General features: G+C 36.7%; 18 protein-coding genes. 10 read left to right on the plus strand and 8 right to left on the minus strand.

Going from position 1 to position 20677, the window contains the following annotated elements; genetic code table 11:
* Positions 1-56: 56 nt before the first annotated feature.
* Positions 57-1007 carry a carbon-nitrogen hydrolase family protein gene (locus ACMAWV_RS13240; RefSeq protein ID WP_412475803.1) on the plus strand — a complete coding sequence of 317 codons (951 nt, stop codon included), beginning with the start codon at positions 57-59 and terminating at the stop codon, positions 1005-1007.
* 30 nt (positions 1008-1037) lie between these two features.
* On the opposite strand, the gene ACMAWV_RS13245 is transcribed toward ACMAWV_RS13240, so the two are convergent.
* The gene (locus ACMAWV_RS13245; RefSeq protein WP_103218282.1) at positions 1038-2510 is read right to left on the minus strand and encodes a carbon starvation protein A; all 1473 of its coding nucleotides are present in this window, start codon (positions 2508-2510) and stop codon (positions 1038-1040) included.
* A 120-nt stretch (positions 2511-2630) separates the two neighbouring features.
* Between ACMAWV_RS13245 and ACMAWV_RS13250 the strand changes: the two genes are divergently transcribed.
* A complete protein-coding gene (locus tag ACMAWV_RS13250) occupies positions 2631-3236 on the plus strand; it encodes a trimeric intracellular cation channel family protein (protein ID WP_103218281.1) in 606 nt (201 codons plus the stop codon).
* A gap of 1 nt (position 3237) precedes the next feature.
* Here ACMAWV_RS13250 and ACMAWV_RS13255 read toward each other — a convergent pair whose 3' ends face one another.
* Positions 3238-4080, minus strand: coding sequence for an MBL fold metallo-hydrolase (locus tag ACMAWV_RS13255; RefSeq protein ID WP_103218280.1), 843 nt, complete (start codon positions 4078-4080; stop codon positions 3238-3240).
* 78 nt (positions 4081-4158) lie between these two features.
* Between ACMAWV_RS13255 and ACMAWV_RS13260 the strand changes: the two genes are divergently transcribed.
* On the plus strand, positions 4159-4500 hold the full coding sequence (locus ACMAWV_RS13260; RefSeq protein WP_103218279.1) for a MerR family transcriptional regulator: 342 nt from the start codon (positions 4159-4161) through the stop codon (positions 4498-4500).
* On the opposite strand, the gene ACMAWV_RS13265 is transcribed toward ACMAWV_RS13260, so the two are convergent.
* Positions 4484-4960 carry an RrF2 family transcriptional regulator gene (locus ACMAWV_RS13265; protein ID WP_199177549.1) on the minus strand — a complete coding sequence of 159 codons (477 nt, stop codon included), beginning with the start codon at positions 4958-4960 and terminating at the stop codon, positions 4484-4486. The genes ACMAWV_RS13260 and ACMAWV_RS13265 overlap by 17 nt on opposite strands.
* Positions 4961-4998: 38 nt before the next feature.
* On the opposite strand from ACMAWV_RS13265, the gene ACMAWV_RS13270 reads away from it, so the two are divergent.
* Together ACMAWV_RS13270 and ACMAWV_RS13275 are read left to right on the plus strand one after the other, a co-directional pair.
* On the plus strand, positions 4999-5364 hold the full coding sequence (locus tag ACMAWV_RS13270) for a group I truncated hemoglobin (protein WP_103218277.1): 366 nt from the start codon (positions 4999-5001) through the stop codon (positions 5362-5364).
* A 12-nt stretch (positions 5365-5376) separates the two neighbouring features.
* On the plus strand, positions 5377-6537 hold the full coding sequence (locus tag ACMAWV_RS13275; protein ID WP_412463470.1) for an NnrS family protein: 1161 nt from the start codon (positions 5377-5379) through the stop codon (positions 6535-6537).
* On the opposite strand, the gene ACMAWV_RS13280 is transcribed toward ACMAWV_RS13275, so the two are convergent.
* A complete protein-coding gene (locus ACMAWV_RS13280; protein ID WP_412470214.1) occupies positions 6534-7241 on the minus strand; it encodes a TrkA C-terminal domain-containing protein in 708 nt (235 codons plus the stop codon). The two genes, ACMAWV_RS13275 and ACMAWV_RS13280, sit on opposite strands and share 4 nt — an antisense overlap.
* Positions 7242-7400: 159 nt before the next feature.
* Here ACMAWV_RS13280 and ACMAWV_RS13285 point away from each other — a divergent pair, with 159 nt between their 5' ends.
* Positions 7401-7859, plus strand: coding sequence for a hypothetical protein (locus ACMAWV_RS13285; protein WP_392992820.1), 459 nt, complete (start codon positions 7401-7403; stop codon positions 7857-7859).
* A gap of 14 nt (positions 7860-7873) precedes the next feature.
* Positions 7874-8704 carry a hypothetical protein gene (locus tag ACMAWV_RS13290; protein ID WP_103218273.1) on the plus strand — a complete coding sequence of 277 codons (831 nt, stop codon included), beginning with the start codon at positions 7874-7876 and terminating at the stop codon, positions 8702-8704.
* On the opposite strand, the gene ACMAWV_RS13295 is transcribed toward ACMAWV_RS13290, so the two are convergent.
* Positions 8697-9137 (minus strand): methylglyoxal synthase, encoded by a 441-nt coding sequence (locus ACMAWV_RS13295; RefSeq protein ID WP_103218272.1) that lies wholly within the window; start codon positions 9135-9137, stop codon positions 8697-8699. The two genes, ACMAWV_RS13290 and ACMAWV_RS13295, sit on opposite strands and share 8 nt — an antisense overlap.
* A gap of 118 nt (positions 9138-9255) precedes the next feature.
* Here ACMAWV_RS13295 and ACMAWV_RS13300 point away from each other — a divergent pair, with 118 nt between their 5' ends.
* Positions 9256-9549 (plus strand): DUF6172 family protein, encoded by a 294-nt coding sequence (locus ACMAWV_RS13300; protein WP_103218271.1) that lies wholly within the window; start codon positions 9256-9258, stop codon positions 9547-9549.
* 66 nt (positions 9550-9615) lie between these two features.
* Here the strand turns inward: ACMAWV_RS13300 and ACMAWV_RS13305 are convergent, their stop codons facing one another.
* From ACMAWV_RS13305 to ACMAWV_RS13315, 3 genes are all read right to left on the minus strand, one after another.
* Positions 9616-9969: a hypothetical protein gene (locus tag ACMAWV_RS13305; RefSeq protein WP_412463269.1), complete on the minus strand. Its 354-nt coding sequence runs from the start codon at positions 9967-9969 to the stop codon at positions 9616-9618.
* 136 nt (positions 9970-10105) lie between these two features.
* Positions 10106-10744 (minus strand): flavin reductase family protein, encoded by a 639-nt coding sequence (locus ACMAWV_RS13310; RefSeq protein WP_412470213.1) that lies wholly within the window; start codon positions 10742-10744, stop codon positions 10106-10108.
* Positions 10738-11493 (minus strand): SDR family NAD(P)-dependent oxidoreductase, encoded by a 756-nt coding sequence (locus ACMAWV_RS13315; RefSeq protein WP_412470212.1) that lies wholly within the window; start codon positions 11491-11493, stop codon positions 10738-10740. Before ACMAWV_RS13315 ends, ACMAWV_RS13310 begins: the two co-directional genes overlap by 7 nt.
* Before the next feature lie 37 nt (positions 11494-11530).
* On the opposite strand from ACMAWV_RS13315, the gene ACMAWV_RS13320 reads away from it, so the two are divergent.
* The gene (locus tag ACMAWV_RS13320; protein WP_158246890.1) at positions 11531-12796 is read left to right on the plus strand and encodes an ABC1 kinase family protein; all 1266 of its coding nucleotides are present in this window, start codon (positions 11531-11533) and stop codon (positions 12794-12796) included.
* Between the two features lie 313 nt (positions 12797-13109).
* Positions 13110-20675 (plus strand): BspA family leucine-rich repeat surface protein, encoded by a 7566-nt coding sequence (locus tag ACMAWV_RS13325; protein ID WP_412470211.1) that lies wholly within the window; start codon positions 13110-13112, stop codon positions 20673-20675.
* The last annotated feature ends 2 nt before the right edge of the window (positions 20676-20677 follow it).

Below are 20677 nucleotides of genomic sequence, written 5' to 3' on the forward strand. Positions count from 1 at the left end.
TTCTATTCAATTATATGTTTAAATTAAAATACTCTGAGAGGTGCTGACTTAAGGAGATGAAAGTGAAAAAACTTGCAATCGTTCAGCTTCCACCTGTATTTTTAAATTTAACAAAATCAATCGAAATAGCTTGTGATTCTATCACTGAAGCAGCTAGAGAAGGCGCTCAGCTAGTCATGTTCCCTGAGGCATATTTACCAGGTTATCCTTCTTGGGTATGGCGGCTTCGACCTGGTGGAGATATGCTGATGTTTAAAGAACTTCACCATGTTCTTTTTAAAAACTCAATTGATCTCTCTAAAAATCAACTATCAGATATTCAAGAAACAGCTAAGAAGAAAAACGTAACCGTTGCAATTGGCTTTAATGAAATTAACTCTGAAGCAAGTGGCTCAACACTATTTAATTCATATGCCATTATTGGCCCAGATGGTGAAATTCTAAATCTACATCGAAAGTTAATTCCAACTAACCCTGAACGCATGGTTTGGGGCTGGGGAGATGCTCGTGGCCTAAATGTTGTGGATACTCCGGCCGGAAAAATTGGAAGCCTCATATGTTGGGAAAATTATATGCCACTTTCTCGCTTTAGTTTATATGCCCAAGGGGTCGAGGTTTACTTGGCCCCAACTTGGGACTGTGGGGAATCTTGGCTTGGAACTCTTAAGCATATAGCTAGAGAGGGAGGCTGCTGGGTCGCAGGATGTTCTACAGCTATTCAATGTTGTGATATTCCTGATGATGTACCTTTTAAAGATGATGTTTTCCCAGAGCCTGATGATTGGTTATCTGATGGTGATGCTGTTTTATTTAAACCATTTGGATGTGCCGTTGCTGGTCCAATGTCACGGGAAAAAGGAATTCTTTATGCAGAATATGATTTAGAGGAAGTTATTGATGCAAGAAGATCTCTTGATATTGGAGGTCATTATTCTCGACCAGACATTTTTAATTTAACAGTAGATAAAAGCAAAATGGATTCATTTCATTTGAAAAAAGCAAGTTAGCATAGGTCCTTTATTAAAGGACCTACGTGATCATACTTGGGCCTTAAGTGAGTATTTTTTACGATGAAAAACGATAAGGATAATTAAGCAAATGATTCCAACTATAACTCCAATTGGCTGGGCCTGCTCTTTTGAAAGATTAACTCCTATAGGAGCAGTCAGAATATATGAAATTGTAACTGCCGTTCCAACAATTGCTGGTAAGCTAACTATCCAGTGTATTGCTTTGCGATCAAATAAATACTTCGTTGCAAGCCAGAGAACACTTGTTGATAAGAGCATATTTGAAAAGGCAAAGTAGCGCCAAATAAGAGAGAAGTCGATTTTTGTCATAAAGTAGGCGACAGTTAGAATTGGTATTGAAACCAATAGTCGATTCCTTATGCTTTGATGAATATTAAATGCATCAATAATCGTTAATCTTAATGAGCGAAATGCAGTATCTCCTGAAGTTATAGGGAAGACTGCAACCGCCAAAACGGCCATAACACCACCAAGAGCACCTAGGTATGTTGAGGAGATCTGTTTCACGACTAGCCCTGGACCACCTTGTGCAATAACGGCCTTTAGTTGTACGTAACCTTCTGGAAACGCAGATATTCCGGCAAGGGCCCAAACACATGCCACAACACCTTCAGCTAACATCGCTCCATAGTAAACTGGCCTTACATATTTTTCATTTCCAAGACATCTTGCAATGATTGGAGCTTGTGTTGAATGAAATCCACTAATTGCACCACAAGTAATTGTCACGAATAAGAGTGGCCATACAGGGGGTCCATTAGGATCTCTGTTTAATAATTCATAGTTAATATGTGAATGCGATATGTATGCAAAGATATTCTCTATTTTTGGTAACATTGGTGCGTGAAGAATTAATGAAATTGCTATCAAGACGGTCATTACAACCATTAATAGACCAAATAATGGATAAAATTTTGTAATAATTTTATCGATAGGAAGTAGTGTCGCTAGTAGATAGTAAGCGAGAATGACTAGTACCCAGAAGTTATTACTGGCAAACATCGTGTCTTTAAAGGCATCGAGATTGCTGATTAGGCCGGCGGGGCTCATGATAAATACAACACCAACAAAGAAGAGGAGCATTGCTGTAAAAAGTAGCATGATCGCTTTGAAGTATGTGTTTAAATAGTGACCTGCTATTTCAGGTAAACTTTTTCCATCCTCCTTAATACTAAGTACTCCCGAGTAGAAGTCATGGACAGAGCCTCCAATGATATTTCCCAATACAATCCAAACGAGTGCGATAGGTCCATAAATAGCACCTAGAATTGGTCCAAAAATAGGGCCAACTCCCGCGATATTTAGAAATTGAATTAGGAACGCCTTTGTAGGTGATACTTCAACATAATCAACACCATCTTCAAATTTTTTAACTGGTGTTAGATTCTGAGAGTCGATACCTGCTTGTTTTTCAACAAATGGGCTATAGAATTTATAAGCAAAAGCAAGCATCAAAAGACAAATGATAAAAATAAGCACTTAACACATCCATGGTTAAAAGTTTTCTTTATTCATTATAACTGGATAATAGTAATTATTTGGTAAATTCTAAAAGTAAATTTTATTGAAATATATGCTAAACTCTTTATAGAGGAAAATATGACAAATGAATTTATCTATATTGACTACCTTGGTACCTTTGCCTTCGCTGTTACAGGTGCTTCAGTTGGTGGAAAATCAAAGCTTGATCTATTTGGAATGCTATTCTTGGCCTTCCTAACTGCTGTTGGGGGAGGTACGGTAAGAGACCTTATTATAGCTGAGCCTGTTTTTTGGACTAAGAACCCAATTTATCTTTATATCATTATCATTGCAACTCTCTCGACTTTTTTCATGAGAAAGTTTTATGAGCGCCAAAGTTCATTACTATTATTTCTGGATACACTAGGACTTGGTTTCTTCGTTGTAATTGGAACTCAAAAGACTTTGCTTTTGGGATTTAATAATGAAACGTCATTATTGATGGGAGTTGTGACTGCAGTGCTAGGAGGGATCTTACGATCGGCATTCAGCGGAGAATTATCAATTCTCTATCAGAAGGAACTATATGCGACAGTAGCTGCGATTTCGTCTGTTGTCTTCATCATTCTTTCTCAAATTGATTTTGATCCTCTATACCCAGCGCTGGCAGTAATGATCACAACATTTGTTTTAAGGTATGGTGCTATTAAATTTGGCTTGAAGCTCCCAACGATGAAAGAATAGCTCAATTCCATTTTGGATAATAGCCAAGTGATTCATGCACGTAGAAGTCGTGTGTTGGTACAATGATGTAGCCTTTTTGTTGCATTAGTTTTACGATCTCAATTTTCTTACGTGCCATCGCCTTGTCTGTATCAACTAACTTAGAAGAAAGATAGGGCTTGTTTTGAAGTGGACTAAGTTGTCTTGTTGTCCAAATAGCATCGCCGACAAAGAAATACTTCTTACCATCTTTAGCATTATTGAGAATAATTCCAAGTGAGCCATGGGTATGTCCAAAAAGAGGTACAATTATGACATTCCTGTCCCCAAATACATCATAGTATTTGTGAAAACTAAGGTATTCTTCTTCTTTCCATTTAAAAGCTTTTGTTTTGATATTTTTAAATTGAGAAGGAAATGTACGATTTGGAGTAGGGTGAATTACTTCATGCATTTCTTCTTCGCTTACAAGTGTTGTAATTTCTGGATAATCGATAAGGCCACTAGCATGGTCCCAATGAGCATGAGAAAGAATAATATTTTCAATCTTATAGTGATCCTTGATTTGATCTTTAATTGAATCAAGCTTATGGTAAGCAAATATAGGCTTTGCCCACCAAGACATATCGAGTGCAAATTGATCATGCACATCATCGCCTAGGCCAGTTTCAAAAAGAATGTACTTACCTTTATTTTCTATGAGAAAACCGGCATGATTCACCATCATTGTTTTAAAAAGACTACCTTCTTCATAAATTAGGGCCTCTAATGTCTTTGCTGTGCCTGTTTGAATAATTGAAAAGCGAGGAGCTTCACTTGCCGCTAGAATATTAAATGCTAATAGTACTGTAAAAAAATATTTCACTTGTTTTCCTTTTTATGATTAGTTTAGATTAGTATAAACCTTAAACCATACTTTAAGGTCAAGCTCTGGAGTAAAAAAATGAAAATAGGTGATTTATCTAAGCAGACGGGAATACCTTCATCGGCCATTCGTTATTATGAAAAGATGGAGCTTCTTGTTCCTAAAAGAGGTGATAATGGCTATCGAGTTTATCCTGTTGAAGCTGTCGAACTTTTAAAACTAATTGTGCAGGCAAAAGAGCTTGGTTTTTCACTTTCTGAAATTAAGTCAATGGCAAAAGTACTCGCCTCTAAAAATCCAAATGGTAGACTTCGAAAACAACTTGAAGAAAAATTAACTCAACTAGATGAGCAAATAAAAGTTATCAGAAAATTTCAAAAGAATATTAGGGGACTGTTAGAGTCTAATTGTCCGCTGTAAAGATTTCGACTAATTTTGCTTTATTAGAAATAAGATCGTCCAATGTGTATTCATTGAGTGCTTCATAGAATTTATTTTGAGCAATTATCAGTGCACTCTTTAACTTACAAGTTGGATTAATTATACAATTTCCTGAATTACCAAAGCACTCAACAAGTGGAGAGTCCTCTTCTAATTGGCGTACTAAGTTTCCAATTACTATTTGGCCAGGTGCAGTGGAAAGCGTGATGCCTCCACCTTTTCCTTTATAGGAGTCAATGATTCCCATTGAGGAAAGATTGTGAACGACTTTCACAAGATGATTTCTTGAGATTTTATACTTGTCGGCTATCTCTGCTACAGTAGAGCGTTCATCGCCCTTTAGAGCGATATATATAAGTACTCGTAAACTATAATCTGTAAAACTGGCCAAACGCATATTAATTTTCCTGTTTACTTTAATACCATTTAAGTCTAGCATACATAATATGTATTTCAGATATATATTAAGGAGATGAAATGACAAAGTTATTTGAAAGAATTGGCGGTAGAGAAGCAGTTAACGCAGCTGTCGATGTTTTTTATAATAAGGTTCTAGCTGATGAGCGCATTAGGCACTTTTTTGAAGGAATCGATATGGCCGCTCAAAGAAGAAAGCAAATTATGTTTTTAACTTATGCCTTTGGTGGTCCAAATACATATGATGGAAAGGGAATGAGAGAAGCTCACGAGGCCCTTGTTGCTCAAGGATTAAATGATGAGCATTTCAATGCCGTTGTTGAAAATCTTGGCGCTACTTTACAAGAGCTGGGTGTGGCAGATGAGCTAATTAAAGAAGCTGCAGCAATTGCTGAGTCGACTAGGGCCGACGTTCTTCTTAAGTAAGCAGAGAGAGTGATGGGATTAAGAGCACTATTTTCAATCAGTTTTAGGCCATTTTTTCTTATGGCCGGATTAATGGCGGCCCTTAATCCCATTATTTGGGTTCTTTCTTATCTTGGGCACATCGATGTACCACTGAACTCGCTTGATACGATATTTTGGCACTCGCATGAAATGCTCTTTGGTTTTTGTGGTGCCTTGATCGCTGGATTTTTGTTAACAGCAAGTGCTAATTGGACTGGTTCTAGGCCTTATCAAGGAAAGTGGTTGGCTTTCTTACTTCTCATTTGGGGCCTTGAAAGGTTGGCCTATTTTATTCCTCTTGGGCCCTCTAGCTTGCTTATTAACTTAAATCTTTTTTTCCCTATATTATTAATAATGCTTTTAGTTAAACTATGGCATTTTCCAAAGCAGAAATTTGTTTTTATTCCTCTACTATTAGGCTTTTCTTTGAGTAGTTTTTTGCACACGTGGGGAAATTTATTTCAAGAAGCTGTCGTGGCAGATTATGGAAGAGACCTTGCGATTGGGCTAATACGTTTTATTATTTTGTTGATCGCTGGAAGGGTAATACCTTTCTTTTCCAGAAGTAAAATATCAAATATTAGTATTGATGTTCCTAATTGGCTAAACCTTCTTAGCTTAGGTTCTGTTTTGATGCTGGCCGTTTTATGGAATCAAGACAATCTTTCATCTATTAACCTCGCAATTCTTATTATTGCTATTGTCTCAAATTGCTTTAGACAATATTTATGGCGTCCTTTAGCAACTATAAGCATTCCGATCCTCTTTATTCTGCACATAGGAATTGCACTAATTAATCTTGAGTTAATTCTACGATTTGTAGGTATTTTTAATATGCGTGTTAATGAGACAAATGCAGCCTTACATTTACTTCTTGCTGGGGGGCTAGCAGTCGTTGCAATAGGGATAATGACACGTGTTTCGCTAGGACATACTGGTCGATCAATTCAAGCAGATACTTGGACGAAGTTATCTTATCTACTAATCATAATTGGTGCACTAACACGTTCGTTAATTCCAATCATATCGTCACAGTATTATTTTACTAGTTTGTATGTGGCCGTATTATTTTGGTGTGGTGGGTTTGCTATTTTTCTTCTTAAGTACTTTAAAATTCTAATAGCACCAAGACCAGATGGAAGAGAGTATTAGCTTGCTTCACGGGTTTCAACAATTTCCTCTTCTCTAACTTTTTCTTCTTTTCGAATTTCTGCTAATTTTTCGATGGCCTCTTTTCGTTCTGTATCACCAATATCAACTGTTCTCGTACTTATCTCACTAAGCATATCTGCTCTTCCGTATAAAATGGCCGTATCACCAGTCGTTATGACATAGTCTTTTGAAGGAAGTCCTAAGTATTCTCCGTTAGCTACTTGCACTCCGAGGACAATAAGTCCCTCTCTCGGAAGTGAGAGCTCTCTTACAGTTTTATTAGCAAACCAGTGATTATCTGAAACATACACTTCTCCAATACCAAAACTATCTCCAAGATGTAGGAGATTTGCGTAATCCACGAGTTCCACATTTGATAGTTTTCCTAAGTAAACTTTAAGTTTCTTATTAAGCCACTTATTAAAGAAATTGCTTTGTGTGATGTATATAATTATTGAAAAAAGAGTGATCGCAACTGCAAAACGACTAAGTCCTTCAACTGTTGTATCGATATTAACAAATGATAAAATAGCGGTTGATATAACAGAGATTATACCTACATTACTAATAGTCATCAGAAAACTGAGAACGCGCCTTCTCAAAGGATGATTAACAAGACTTTCAGACTCACTGGTCGTGTATCCTGTTCCAGTAAGAGCTGACTTTGCCTGAAATCTTGCTACCTCATCACTTAATCCCGTCAATACCAGTATTTTTGTGGCAACTTTCACAATGGTTATTGAAGTAAATAAAATGATCGTTAACGTAAGTAAGGCCAGCATGATAAAACTCCACTTTTCATTATAGAGAAAAAACAGCTAAACTTATCTATAAATGAAGTTAAATATACTTAAGGAAGACTAATGAATCATCGCAATTTAAAATTCTCAATTTTAAGCCTAATTTCTCTTAGCTCGTTTGCCAATTGCCCAGCACTTACTGGTACATGGGAAGGGCTTTGTGATCGAGATGGATCAGTTAAAGTTGAAAAACTCTACATTAAGCAGGAGAGCTGTGAGCACATAAATTTTTATGGGATGGATTATAAGATAGGTAAGCCTTATAGTGAACAATATGAGAATAAATATGAAAAGACATTTAATGTTCACAACCTATACTGGGGCAGAGATGGGCAGAGTCTTTACTTTAATGTCGATCGTGTTCAATGGATGAAAGATCGTAATCAAACTTCCAATGCACAGGGAGTGGGATTTCTTAAAGTCGATGGTGAGGAAATGAGCTATTCAAGAATCTATAGTGGAAGAAGTCGTGATGGCCAGTATTTTAAGAAAACAAGAATGTGTAATTTTACACGAATTTAAAAATGAGAATTTAAATGAATATAAAAGACCTTTTGAATATTGGAAAAGAAATAGAAGCCTTGAGGCCAAGTGAAGAAGACTTTTCAAGAGTATGTACTGATTATCTTTTGAAGTCTAAGTTTGATTTTGAACTTGAAGAGATTGAATCATTTATTGCGCAGTGGAGTTTAGAGCAAGAGACTCTTCCTGAGCAAGTTAATGTTTATAACGGATTTGGTCAGCCACCTGTTACAATCTTCAATAACGGACACTTTGTTGTTGATCTATATTTCTGGCAGACTTTAGATACTTCAATCCATTCACATTCTTTTTGTGGAGCTTTTCAAGTTGTGGCCGGAGAGTCAAGACATGAAGTATTTAAGGTTCATATGAAAGAAGAATTCTTTCCTGATATCTACACAAGTGAAATCGAATGTGTAATCGATGAAACTTTGGTTAAGGGTGATATCCGTGAGATTAAAAGAGGGCTGGAGTTCTCACATCGTGTACTTCACGAGCAAAACCCAACCGTTACCCTTTGTATTCGAACAGTAAATGATAAAACTCCTCAATGGCATCACTTTGATAATGGACTTAGTATTCAAAAACGCTCTGCAGAGGCATGTGATATTAAAAGATTATCAATCTATGATTATCTTCTTACACGCAATCCTCAACAAGGCTTAGCTTATCTAGAAAAACTTATGGATTCATTTACACCAAGTCTTATCATGAATCTTTATGAGCAGCTTTCATATGACCAAATGGGCCTAACTGAAGAAGGTGTTGAAGTCTTCTTTGATAAAGTAGTTGAGCGCTTTGGAGATACTCCTTGGTTTAAGGTGTATATGGACTTTTTTAATTAATTCCTTTTCGTGCTTGATTGTAATTATTGAGCACAGAAAGTTTTCTCTCATATTCAGAGTCCATTAAACTTGAGTTGATGAAATAGTCAGCGCTTGTTTGATTGCAGGCCATTGGGATATTGTAAAGTGTAGCAATTCTTAGCAAGGCCTTGATATCTGGATCGTGTGCCATTGACTCTAATGGGTCCCAAAAGAAAATAAGCATATCAACTTGATCTTCAACAATTGCACTTCCAATTTGAAAGTCTCCGCCAATAGGCCCACTTAGGTACTTATGAATATTAATGCCTAATTTTTCTTCTAAAAGTCTTCCAGTTGTTCCCGTTGCACAAAGATTATGATTAGTTAGTTTATCTTTGTGATCTAAAGTCCATTGGATTAGGTCATTCTTTCTACTATCGTGTGCCACGAGGGCAATTGTTTTTTTCTTCATAGTCTTATTCTATTCCTGTCCTTAATTTAAGTAAAGTGAACTAGGTTGTGATTAATAGGGTGTGTTCCGAGATTTTCCATGCTAAAAGCTTCTATTACATATAAATAGTGAGATTAAAGTGAAGAAAACATTTAAATTAGTGGATGAAAAGCGCTCAGCTGAAAGAGTCGCAGATAAAATTAAATTTGAAGTAAAGAAGTATATTAAAAGAGAGCGTCGAAAAGAGTTGCCTGAAGGTTCTGACTTTTGGGATTTCGACTGTCGTATTGGTGAAAGTGCAGAATCTGCTCAAGCGATTCATGAAAAAGAAATCAACAAAAAGATTGATTTACTCGTAAGTGAAAAAGCTGAGTCATTCTATTTAGAAATTATGGCAAAACAAGCTCGCCGTAATCCTCGTTCAAAAGAATAGATCTAATTAAGTTCCAGGAACCATAATTGGTTCCTGGAGATGTCAGGAGTTTTGCCAAGGGATAAATTACGCGACTTGCGGTCCACGTAAATTACTTGCTAAGCTATTACTAAATCTTTCTCTTTTCCATTTTAATAATTGCTCATCGATTTCCTCCTCTAAAAGGAGAAATGCCTGATATGGGGTATGTGCAACTTTTTTTGCATAGAAGTTTTTCGAATAGGACTTAATACTGAGCTGAGCTATATAATTCGACTCATGCTTCTTAAATTCAAGCTGATAGTGGCCATGATTAGGGCATCGGTCCATAAGCCTATCGAGTCGTGCTTTTATTTTCTGATGCTGTTTATATGTCAGCTCAATACCGAAGTCAGAAAATAAAGGTTTTGAAAAATCACATAAATTAGTTTTCTTTAACATAAAGTCTCCTTGATACGGTTTGTAGTAAAAAAGATTCTTTAGAGGTCGAAAAATTAGTTATTTACCTCTCGTAATAAAAAAATGGTAGCAAAAAAAATAGTGTCAATGCTAGCTAGGAAAATTTTTGTATTTTTCTCTAAAGCCAACTTGGTGGGCGATCGGCCTTTGCATAGCTGAGGCGACCTAGAGCACTCGTCGTAAAGTAAGCATCTAGACCTGACACACAGATTGTAGAGGCTTTATGAATATCGATATGGCCATCTTCCTCAAGGCAATCTTGTGGTAAGTGAACACTTTTAATTTCACCAATTAAAAAATGTGTACCATTTTCCTCGATTTTAATTTCACGCACAAATTTTATCGCCATTTTAATTTTTGCTTCTAAAACAAATGGTGCAAGAAATTTATCTTTGTACTCTTCAGTTAGGCCACAGGCATCAAATTCACTTTGATCTTGAGGATAGCGTGCACTTGTTTGATGGGCCTTTTCTACAATTGTTTCATTAACATGGTTAATCGTAAAAAAGCCATTTTTACGAATATTTTCTAGTGTATCTCTTCTGGCCGTATCAGGTCTAATCACGAGGCCAATAAGAGCTGGAGACGCACCTAGATGAACGACAGAACTGATAATTGAAAGATTAGTTTGTCCTTCATTATTGATTGTACCGACAAGATTTGCTGACTTAAATCCTGATAAAGCATTTATGAATTTTATTCTCTTTCTCTCATCAAAGTTTTTAAAATCAGTATCATTAATTGTTGTCGTTACCATCGAATTTCTCCGCCGTCCCAAGATAGAAACTTTCCAGTTTCACTAAGTTCTCTATTATTAATGGTATTAAGTATATTAGAAGCTGTTTCGTGTGTCTCGTGAATTATGTAGGAAGTTCTACCTATAAATGGTTCGGATAACTTTGTTTTAGTCGTTCCTGGATGAATAGCAAGAACTACACATTTTTTTCTCTTTCTTTCGAATTCGATAGAGATATTTTTTATAAGCATATTCAGTGCCGCTTTTGAAGTTCGGTAGCTGTACCAACCACCAATCTTATTATCTTCGATACTTCCCACTTTTGCTGAAATGCTTGCAAACAGGCTAGGAGTATTACTTAGATTCTTTTCAAAATACTTTCCAATGAGTGGTGTAACCATTGCGTTCACTTGTATAATTCTAATAAAATTCTCAGGATCAAATTCTTTAAGAGATTTTTCTGGATTGAGTTCTTTGTCATGGAGCATTCCGACGCTATTAATTATCAGCTCAAAAGAGCTATCAACAAGTTCTAGGGCCATGTTTTTTATCTGCTCTTCTTTAGTAGGATCTATCTGGTATACATGTAAGTTATTAGGAAATAACTTTTCTAGGCTTAATAAATCTAAGGCACTTTCTCTTTTTCGATAGGTTGCTGTGACGTGCATACCTGAGTAATTCTCTAATAAATTTTGCACTATCCCAAGTCCAATTCCATGACCGGCACCAATTATTAGGGCATGCTTACAGTTATTGAGTCGAAAATACATCCATTCTCCTTTAGTTAATGTTAGAATAAGAATGCTAATGAAGAAAATAAATAAAATAAAAAATAAGTTCATCTCAAGACAAGTAGGGGTTGCAAAACTCGCTTTAAAAATGGGAAAAGACGTTTGGTCTAAACGTAATGAAGATTTAAAAAATAAATTGAGTGGTGGTATTGGTCCTCACGTGGAACTCATTGTAAATGAGCTCGGTGTGATGAAGGGCTCTCTCATGAAAGCTGGTCAATTACTATCGACTTATGCAAGTGCGTTCCTGCCGCCTGAAGCGCAAAAAGTATTAAAGCAGTTAGAGAGTCAGTCTTACTATCTAGAGTGGGAACAAATTAAAGATCAAGTTCCTAAAAGTTTTTTAGAACAACTTGAGATAGAAGAGAAACCAATCGCGGCTGCAAGTCTTGGCCAAGTTCATCTTGCTCACTATAACGGTGTTGATTACGCCATGAAGATTCAGTACAAGGGTGTCAGAAAGGCAATCAAGAATGATGTGAAGGCCCTAAAAATCTTAATGAAGTTACTCAATGTCATACCAAAAGAAGTAGACTTAAAAGAAATCTATAGTGAAATTGAAGAGATGCTCTTTCTTGAAACTGATTATCAAGCAGAGGCTAAGTCTATAAATGAGTTTCGAAAATTATTAAGTGAATACCCGCAATACAAAATACCTGAAGTCTTAGAGGATTTTAGTAATGAGCAGGTTTTAACGATGGAATATCTTGATGGCCATAGCCTAAGAGATCTTGACCAATTAAATCTATCTCAAGAAGATCGAAACGAGCTTGGTAGAGACTTCATGAGACTAATGTTCTTAGAGCTTTTCCAGTTTAAAAAAGTTCAGACAGATGTTCATATGGGTAATTATATTTTATTACCAAATAACCGCTGGGGTTTAATTGATTTTGGTGCTTCAAAAACTCCACCAGACAATTTCTTGAAGGGCTATCAAACTCTAATCATCGCCTGCGCTAATCTTGATCGCGAGTTATTCTTCTCAAACCTCTATGAGATGGAATACCTATCTAAGAATAAAAAAACAAATGAAGACTTCTTCTGGGAGTATGCCAAAATTATAGCTGCACCTTTTCAGGGTGGAGTCTATGATTGGGGTCGCTCCAACGTTGCAGATAAGGTTATGGAAATGGCCCCTCAGCTAATGAAGGAGGTCGCCGTAGGAAATCCTTCAAGACATACCGTTTTTCTAGATCGAAAGATAGGTGGTGTTTTCTTTGTTCTTCACAAACTAGGTGCTCAATTTGATGTACGTGCCCTGCTTGATGAGTGTCTTCTTTAGTTTCAGATAGTTAGGCTCATTTTAAAAAATTTATCAAAGCAAAGAGAATTTGTTCATAATTCAATAAATACTACCGATAAGTTATTTAATTAATTTGCCTTAGGGTGAGTTGGTAGATGTTGATTAATTTAGGGGTTTTCATCATTGCACTTGGCCTAAATTTTAGGCGCGCTTTTTTTTAAGAGAGCGAATGATTTTAATTACTTAGCTACAAAATTAGTTTGATTTTTAGCCTTAAGTTATTATTTTTGTAGTGCACATTAAATTTTCTTTAGCATAGAAAATTTAGTGCAGTAGGTGGGGGATCTTTAAATTGAGGAATAATTCAAGATTATTCAAATTCTCATTTATCGCATCGGCTATTTTCTTAGTTTATTATTTCTCATTTTCATTCAACGAAAATCAATCTGTAAAATCTAAAGAAGAAGTTAATCAAGAAGTAACAAATAACTCAAAGCTTTCCTTAAAGAACGAGCAAAAAAATCAAAGCTATCCATTCAAGGATATCTCTCAATCTTCACAGGATGAATTCAAGAAAGAGCAAGATCGTAATGTGGCCAGTACATTAGTGGCCGAGCAGTATAACGAAGAGGAAAATGTCGGATACTATTCGATTGGACAAAAGCAGGGCGGCTATAGTTCTGCATTAAGTAGTGATCCTGTAAAAAAAGTCTCTTCATCGGATGAACGTTTTTTTGAAACTCCGCCGCAAGATTTTGATTCGCCAAGTTTTGCTCCAAGTAATAAAAATAAAGAAGAGAAAGAACTTGGGATTAAAGTGACAAGTGTCTTCAATCCTTCTGAAGATTCTGAAGCAGACAGTCGTGAAGAAAGTTCAAGTAATTCTTCTGGAAGCTCAAATACTTTTATCGGAAGAGTGAATCTAACTCTTTCAACGAACTCTATTAGTAACTTAAATATTTCAGGAGGAGCTTCTCCTGGTCCTAGTGAAACGCTAACGTTAAAAAATTCAGGAACTGTTAAGAGTGCTGCGCTGATGGCACCAGTTATCGTTGGTGCGGATGCTGAGCATATTGAAGTTATCAATGATAATTGTGAGGGAGTTGTCTTAGCTCCTAATGATACATGTACTTTCGATATAAGGCCTGTTGCCTCAAATAATGGAAGTTATAGTGTTTCAATGTATACAAGTGACTCTAAGGAGAGTTCTGATATTGCCACAGTAAGTGGTACGCTTTCAGGCTTTGTTCCTCCTGTTGTTGATGTTATTGCTGATCAAGGGCCAATTGCGGAAGGAAGTCCAATTGCAACTATTGATGCCGGTGATGGTGGAGACGATTTTGATAGTGGAGGTGAGCCTCTTACTTATACATGTACTTATGACATGATTGCTGACGGAAATGTGAATTCGGGAATTGATTGTACTACGATAGCCGGAGTTTCATTAAATCCTTCTTCTGGTGTTTTCGATTGGACGCCAAATTACTTTCAAAGTGGAAGTTACGAGTTTATGGTTGTCGCCTCAGATGGAAACCTTGTAGATGATGAGATTTTCGTTATAAATGTTGCCAATAATAATCGTGCACCTGTCATTGATAGTATTGCAAACCTAACTGTAAATGAAAATTCGGCAATGACAACGATTGACGTAGCTGATGGTGGGGATGATCTTGATATTGATCTTGAGGCCATCACTTATTCGTGTGAATTTGATACTGTTGTCGATGGAAGTGTTTCAGGGACAAGTTGTTCAACACTTTCTGGGTTTAATCTCGATCCAACGACTGGAATTATTAACTGGACGCCTAGTTTTATCCAGGCCGGTGGTTATGAATTTAAGATCATTGCGAGTGATGGAAGTCTTAGTGATGAAGAGATATTTACAGTCACTGTTAACAATGTGAATCGTGCACCAGTACTGGATACTATCTCAAATATCATAGTTGCTGAAAATAGTGCCATCGCAACAGTTAATGCTGGTGATGGTGGTGATGATTTTGATATTGATCTCGAAACAATTACTTATTCTTGTTCATTTGATACTACAATTGATGAAAGTGTTACTGGAGCTGACTGTTCAACATTAACAGGGATTTCGTTTGATATTAACTCTGGAGAGTTTAACTGGACACCAAGTTACTCTCAATCAGGTGATTATGAATTTAAGATTACGGGAACAGATGGTGGCCTTAGTGATGATGAAATCTTTTCGATTGTTGTAAATGATGTAAATGTTGCTCCTGTATTAGATGCTATTTCAGACATTATCGTAAGTGAAAATAATGCTATCACAACTGTTGATGCGGGAGATGGTGGGGACGATCTCGATTTTGACTTAAATACGATTTCTTATTCGTGTTCATTTGATACGACAATTGATGGAAGTGTTATAGGAGCTGACTGTTCAACATTAACAGGAGTATCGTTTAATTCTGTTACTGGTGAGTTAGATTGGACTCCTAATTTTGACCAAGAGGGGAGTTACGAGTTTAGGATCACGGGAGGTGATGGCAGCTTAAGTGATGATGAAATCTTTGTGGTTACTGTTACAAATACTAATCGTGCTCCTGTGCTTGATGCTATTGCCGATTTTAGTGTCTCTGAAAACTCTGCAATAACTACAGTTGATGCAGGTGATGGAGGCGATGATAGTGATATTGATTTAGATACAATTTCATACACTTGCTTTTATGATACAACAGTTGATGGCAGCGTCGGTGTAACAAGTTGTCTAGGACTTTCCGGGGTAAGTTTTAATTCTACAACAGGAGAACTCAATTGGACTCCTGATTTTACACAAAGTGGATTGTACGAGTTCAGAATCAATGGTAGCGACACAAGTTTAAGTGATGATGAGGTCTTTGTTATCACTGTTAATAATGTTAATCAACCACCGGTTCTTGATAATATTTCAGACTTTAGTGTTGCTGAAAATAGTGCAATAACAACTGTTAATGCAAACGACTCCGGTGATGATTTAGATGGTGACTTTGAGGCCATCTCATACTCATGTCTATATGACACTATTATTGATGGTACGGTATCAATAGGCTCTAACTGTACTTCATTATCAGGTGTTAGTTTTAATGTGGCAACAGGGGAGCTAGACTGGACTCCTGATTATGACCAATCTGGAAATTATGAATTTAGAATTATAGGTAGTGATGGTACGTTAGATGATGATGAAATATTTGTTATCAATGTAACGAATACTAATCGTGCACCAGTCTTAGATTCAATTGGTGATCAAACAGTTGCAGAAAACTCTTCGATAACTACTGTTAATGCTGCCGATGGTGGGGACGATTTAGATGTTGATTTAGATACTATTTCTTATAGCTGTGAGTACGATACTGCTATTAATGGATCTGTATCAAGTGGAACTGATTGTTCTTTACTTACAGGGGTGTCTTTTGTTGCCTCAACTGGGGTTCTCAATTGGACACCTGATTTCTCTCAGTCAGGAACTTATGAGTTTAAGATTGTTGGGAGTGATGGAAGCTTAAGTGATGATGAGATATTTTCAATCACTGTAAACAATGCCAATCGTGCCCCTGTATTAGATAGTATTTCCGATGCATCAGTAAATGAGAATTCAGCTTTAACTACGATTAATGCAGCTGACGGTGCTGATGATTTAGATATTGATTTAGATACAATTACTTATTCATGTACTTTCGATACTACTGTTGATGGAAGTGTCGCAGGTGCCAATTGTTCGACTCTAACAGGTGTTACATTTAATACCTCAACAGGGGAGCTTGATTGGACGCCAAACTATAGTCAAGCCGGAAGCTATGAGTTTCAAGTTAATGGTAGTGATGGAAGCTTAAGTGATAATGAAATATTTGTCGTTACTGTTAATAACGTCAATCAGCCACCTGTCCTAGATAGTATTTCAAATCAATCTATCGCGGAAAACTCTGTGATGACTCCAATTAATGCCGGTGATGGTGGAGACGACTTAGATAATGACTCTGATACGATCTCTTACACATGTATTTATGACACTGTCGTAAATGGTAGCGTCAGTGGTGCAAATTGTGCGTCTCTTACTGGAGCTAGCTTTAATGGTACGACAGGAGTTTTAAATTGGACTCCTAATTATGATCAGTCTGGTTCATATGAGTTTCAAATTACTGGATCAGATGGAAGTTTAAGTGACTCTGAGATTTTTAGTGTCACGGTTACAAATACAAATCGTGCTCCTGTGCTTGATTCTATCGCAGATATCGTTGCTTCTGAAAACTCTGCGATGTCGAGTGTAAATGCTGCTGACGGGGGAGATGATTTAGATGCTGATTTAGATTCTATTTCATATTCATGTACATATGACACAGTTGTTGATGGTGCTGTTGTAAGTGCTACTTCTTGTACATCGTTGTCAGGGGTTTCATTCTCTGCGACGACCGGGGTAATGGATTGGACACCTGATTATACTCAATCTGGTAATTATGAATTTAAAATTGTCGCTAGTGATGGAAGCTTAAGTGATGATGAAATCTTTAGTGTAACAGTTAATAATGTAAATGCTCCTCCTGTTCTTGATGCAATCGCTGATCAAAATAGTGCAATTGAAAATACTCCTATTACAACTGTTAATGCATCAGATGGGGGAGACGATCTTGATCTCGATGGTCAGGCGCTAACTTATTCATGTACATACGATATCAATATTGATGGTAGTGTTTCAGGCTCAAGCTGTACGAGCTTAACAGGAGTCAGCTTTAACACCTCGACAGGTGTTATGGACTGGACACCTGATTTAACTCAAGATGGTGAATACGAATTTAGAATTATCGCTTCTGATGGAAGTCTGACGGATAACGAAATATTTGCAATCGTTGTGGCCGACCTTCCTGGGCCTTCTTATAATGAAACATTTGCTTCGACAGGGGTTACGACGTGGACTCAGTCTGTAACTGATGATGGAAATTGGTCTGTCGATCCTGATACTACTCCAAGCTCTGGAACTGGTCCTAGTTCTCCAACTGATGGTACTTATTATGCTTTCATTGAATCATCGAGTAATTATAATAATACTCATGTCATAGAAAGTCCGGTTTTCAATACGGTTACTGATAAGTATGTGCTTGAATTTGATTGGCATATGTATGGTGCCGCGATGGGAGAGTTAAATTTAGAGTATTCTCTTGATGGTGGAAGTACATGGGAGCCAAGCATTCTTTGGGGCCAATCTGGAGATCAAGGAAATTCATGGTTCTCTGAAAGTATTAATTTATGTGAATCTTTCCCAGGTTCAACAACTACAATGGTTCGCTTTAGAGGAGTGACAGGTAGTACCTATACCTCAGATATGGCCTTAGATAATATTCGACTTACTGCAGGACATCCATGTGATATCCCTCCTGTTATTTCTTCAGTTGCCGATCAAAATTCGTTAATTAGTACAGCAACAAATCCGATTCCATTTACTATTGGTGATGCTGATTCGACGATAACTTGTTCTGGTTCAGTAACTGGAAGTTCTAGTAATACTGCTCTACTTAGTAATGCAAATATTGTTATTGGTGGAACGGCCCCTAACTGTACAGTTACACTAACTCCAAATGCTGGTGTAAAAGATACGAGCGTTGTTACACTTGCTCTTACAGATGGAAACTCGACCGTTTACGAAATATTTAATTATCAAACGGTTGAGCAATTTGACATTTCTCCAGAGGTTTTAAGTAGTCTTGATATTGAACCCGGAGAAATTGGAGATGAGTCTATTTTAACTGTGACGAATAATGGAACGATTTCAACAGGTACAATTCAATCTCCAGTTATTACTGGAGATACAAGTAATTTTGAAGTCGTTGTCGATAATTGTACGGGAATCTCTTTAGGAGCAGGAGCAAGTTGTACAATCAGTGTTCGTGGTGTTGAGACGGCCGCAACAACATACACAGGTAGTTTAACTGTTTCAGATGGAACATATACAACACCTGCTGTTTCACTATCTGGTAAACAAATCAATCCATTTAAGACGACTTGGAGAACGACAGCAGTGAATGAAGTTGTCACTTTACCACTTGTAGCAACTTATAATTATAATTTTACAGTTGATTGGGGTGACGGAACACCTGTTCAGACAATTACATCAGATGCTGATGCAAATAAGGCCCATACTTATGCAAGTGCTGGTGACTATCAAGTGAAGATTGTTGGTACATTTGAGGGAATGGATTTTCTCAATGGTGCTTATACTAATCAACATCAATTAATTTCAGTCGAATCTCTTGGAGAAGTTGGTTGGGTAAGTTTATCTCGAGCATTTTACAATTGTAATCAACTTACGACTTTTGTTGCAGGTACGGCGTCAACTGGAATTACGTCGCTTGAATATACTTTTATGAATAATACGTCTTTAACTTCAGTTGATATGACCGGGCTTGATACAAGTAGTGTTGTAACAATGTCCTATATGTTTAATGGGGCGACAGCTTTGACAACACTTGATTTATCTGGATTTAATACTTCAAATGTTGATTCGATGACACAGGTTTTTTCTAATATGGGGAGTCTGACTAGTTTAAATATTTCTAATTTCGATACAAGTAATGTTTTAAGTTTCATTAGTATGTTTCAGGGAGTTACTAATCTGACTTCTCTTGATCTGTCTCACTTTGATACTTCTAGTGCTCTTTATATGACTGCGATGTTTAAAGACATGAGAAATCTTACGTCTCTTAATATCTCAAATTTTAACACTGCAAGTGTGACGAATATGAAGGAGATGTTTAAGTATGTTCAAAGTTTAACGACTTTAAACCTATCAAATTTTAATACAGGAAATGTAACGAATATGGAGGGGATGTTCTTCCATGTGGATTCTCTCACAACATTAGACTTATCAAGTTTTGATACGAGTAAAGTTACTAATATGAGAGATATGTTTTACTGGAACACTAATATGCTTTCAATGAATCTCTCTTCATTTAATACTGCAAATGTCACTACGATGGAGAGAATGTTTGCAAGTAATACTCTTTTATCTAGTCTTAATGTTTCTAATTTTGACACGACAAAAGTTACGACAATGAAGAGTATGTTCTCTGGTCTTGATACACTAACAACATTAGATCTTTCAAGTTTCAATACTGCCAATGTTACTGATATGTCTTATATGTTTTCATCGGGCATTAGTTTAACTTCGCTAAATATTTCAAGCTTTAATACTTCTAAGGTTAGGTATATGCAGTATCTATTTAGCAATCTCAATTCTCTACCAAGTTTAAGTGTGGCCCACTTTGATACTGCCATTGTTGAAAATATGGATCGAATGTTTAGTGGGATGAGTACTATTACAACTTTAGACCTAAGTATGCTCGATACATCGAATGTTACGAATATGACGGCTACTTTTTCAAATATGACTGCATTAACTTCTTTAAATCTTACAGGCTTCGAAACTAATAGTGTGACGAGAATGGAGAGGATGTTTGATGGCACCTCTTCTTTAGCAACTCTTGATTTGACAAGTTTTGATACTTCTCTCGTTACAACAATGACGTATATGTTTTCTGGTATGGACTCTTTAACAAGTCTTGATATTTCAACATTTGACACTTCATCTGTGACAAATTTTGCTTATATGTTTAGAGATACTATTTTATCAGTTATTGATCTAACGCATTTTAATACTTCAAGTGCAACTAGCTTTGTCGGGATGTTCTATTTCGCTAATGGAGTTTCATCAATTAATATGGCAGGACTTAATACATCAAGTGTAACATCGATGACTTGGATGTTTAGATATGCGGATGTCTTGGCCGTTGATGCAACAGGATGGGATCTTACAAGTGTAGCAAGTAGTACTGATATGTGGACGTCTTCAAATGCTTTTCTTGTTTTAACATGTGACCAAGGAGGCTCGCCTGGTACAGGTGATATCTTCGGAGAGCCTTGTAATTAATT

Source organism: Halobacteriovorax sp. RT-1-1, from assembly GCF_047085455.1.
In the GTDB taxonomy this organism is placed as follows: Bacteria; Bdellovibrionota; Bacteriovoracia; order Bacteriovoracales; family Bacteriovoracaceae; genus Halobacteriovorax_A.

What these genes read in the sequence shown, in the direction of transcription:
- ACMAWV_RS13240 (WP_412475803.1), top strand. Translation starts at nt 57, where the DNA reads ATGAAAGTGAAAAAACTTGCAATCGTTCAGCTTCCACCTGTATTTTTA.
- ACMAWV_RS13250 (WP_103218281.1), top strand. Translation starts at nt 2,631, where the DNA reads ATGACAAATGAATTTATCTATATTGACTACCTTGGTACCTTTGCCTTC.
- ACMAWV_RS13260 (WP_103218279.1), top strand. Translation starts at nt 4,159, where the DNA reads ATGAAAATAGGTGATTTATCTAAGCAGACGGGAATACCTTCATCGGCC.
- ACMAWV_RS13265 (WP_199177549.1), bottom strand. Translation starts at nt 4,960, where the DNA reads ATGCTAGACTTAAATGGTATTAAAGTAAACAGGAAAATTAATATGCGT.
- ACMAWV_RS13270 (WP_103218277.1), top strand. Translation starts at nt 4,999, where the DNA reads ATGACAAAGTTATTTGAAAGAATTGGCGGTAGAGAAGCAGTTAACGCA.
- ACMAWV_RS13275 (WP_412463470.1), top strand. Translation starts at nt 5,377, where the DNA reads ATGGGATTAAGAGCACTATTTTCAATCAGTTTTAGGCCATTTTTTCTT.
- ACMAWV_RS13285 (WP_392992820.1), top strand. Translation starts at nt 7,401, where the DNA reads ATGAATCATCGCAATTTAAAATTCTCAATTTTAAGCCTAATTTCTCTT.
- ACMAWV_RS13290 (WP_103218273.1), top strand. Translation starts at nt 7,874, where the DNA reads ATGAATATAAAAGACCTTTTGAATATTGGAAAAGAAATAGAAGCCTTG.
- ACMAWV_RS13295 (WP_103218272.1), bottom strand. Translation starts at nt 9,137, where the DNA reads ATGAAGAAAAAAACAATTGCCCTCGTGGCACACGATAGTAGAAAGAAT.
- ACMAWV_RS13305 (WP_412463269.1), bottom strand. Translation starts at nt 9,969, where the DNA reads ATGTTAAAGAAAACTAATTTATGTGATTTTTCAAAACCTTTATTTTCT.
- ACMAWV_RS13310 (WP_412470213.1), bottom strand. Translation starts at nt 10,744, where the DNA reads ATGGTAACGACAACAATTAATGATACTGATTTTAAAAACTTTGATGAG.
- ACMAWV_RS13315 (WP_412470212.1), bottom strand. Translation starts at nt 11,493, where the DNA reads ATGTATTTTCGACTCAATAACTGTAAGCATGCCCTAATAATTGGTGCC.
- ACMAWV_RS13320 (WP_158246890.1), top strand. Translation starts at nt 11,531, where the DNA reads ATGAAGAAAATAAATAAAATAAAAAATAAGTTCATCTCAAGACAAGTA.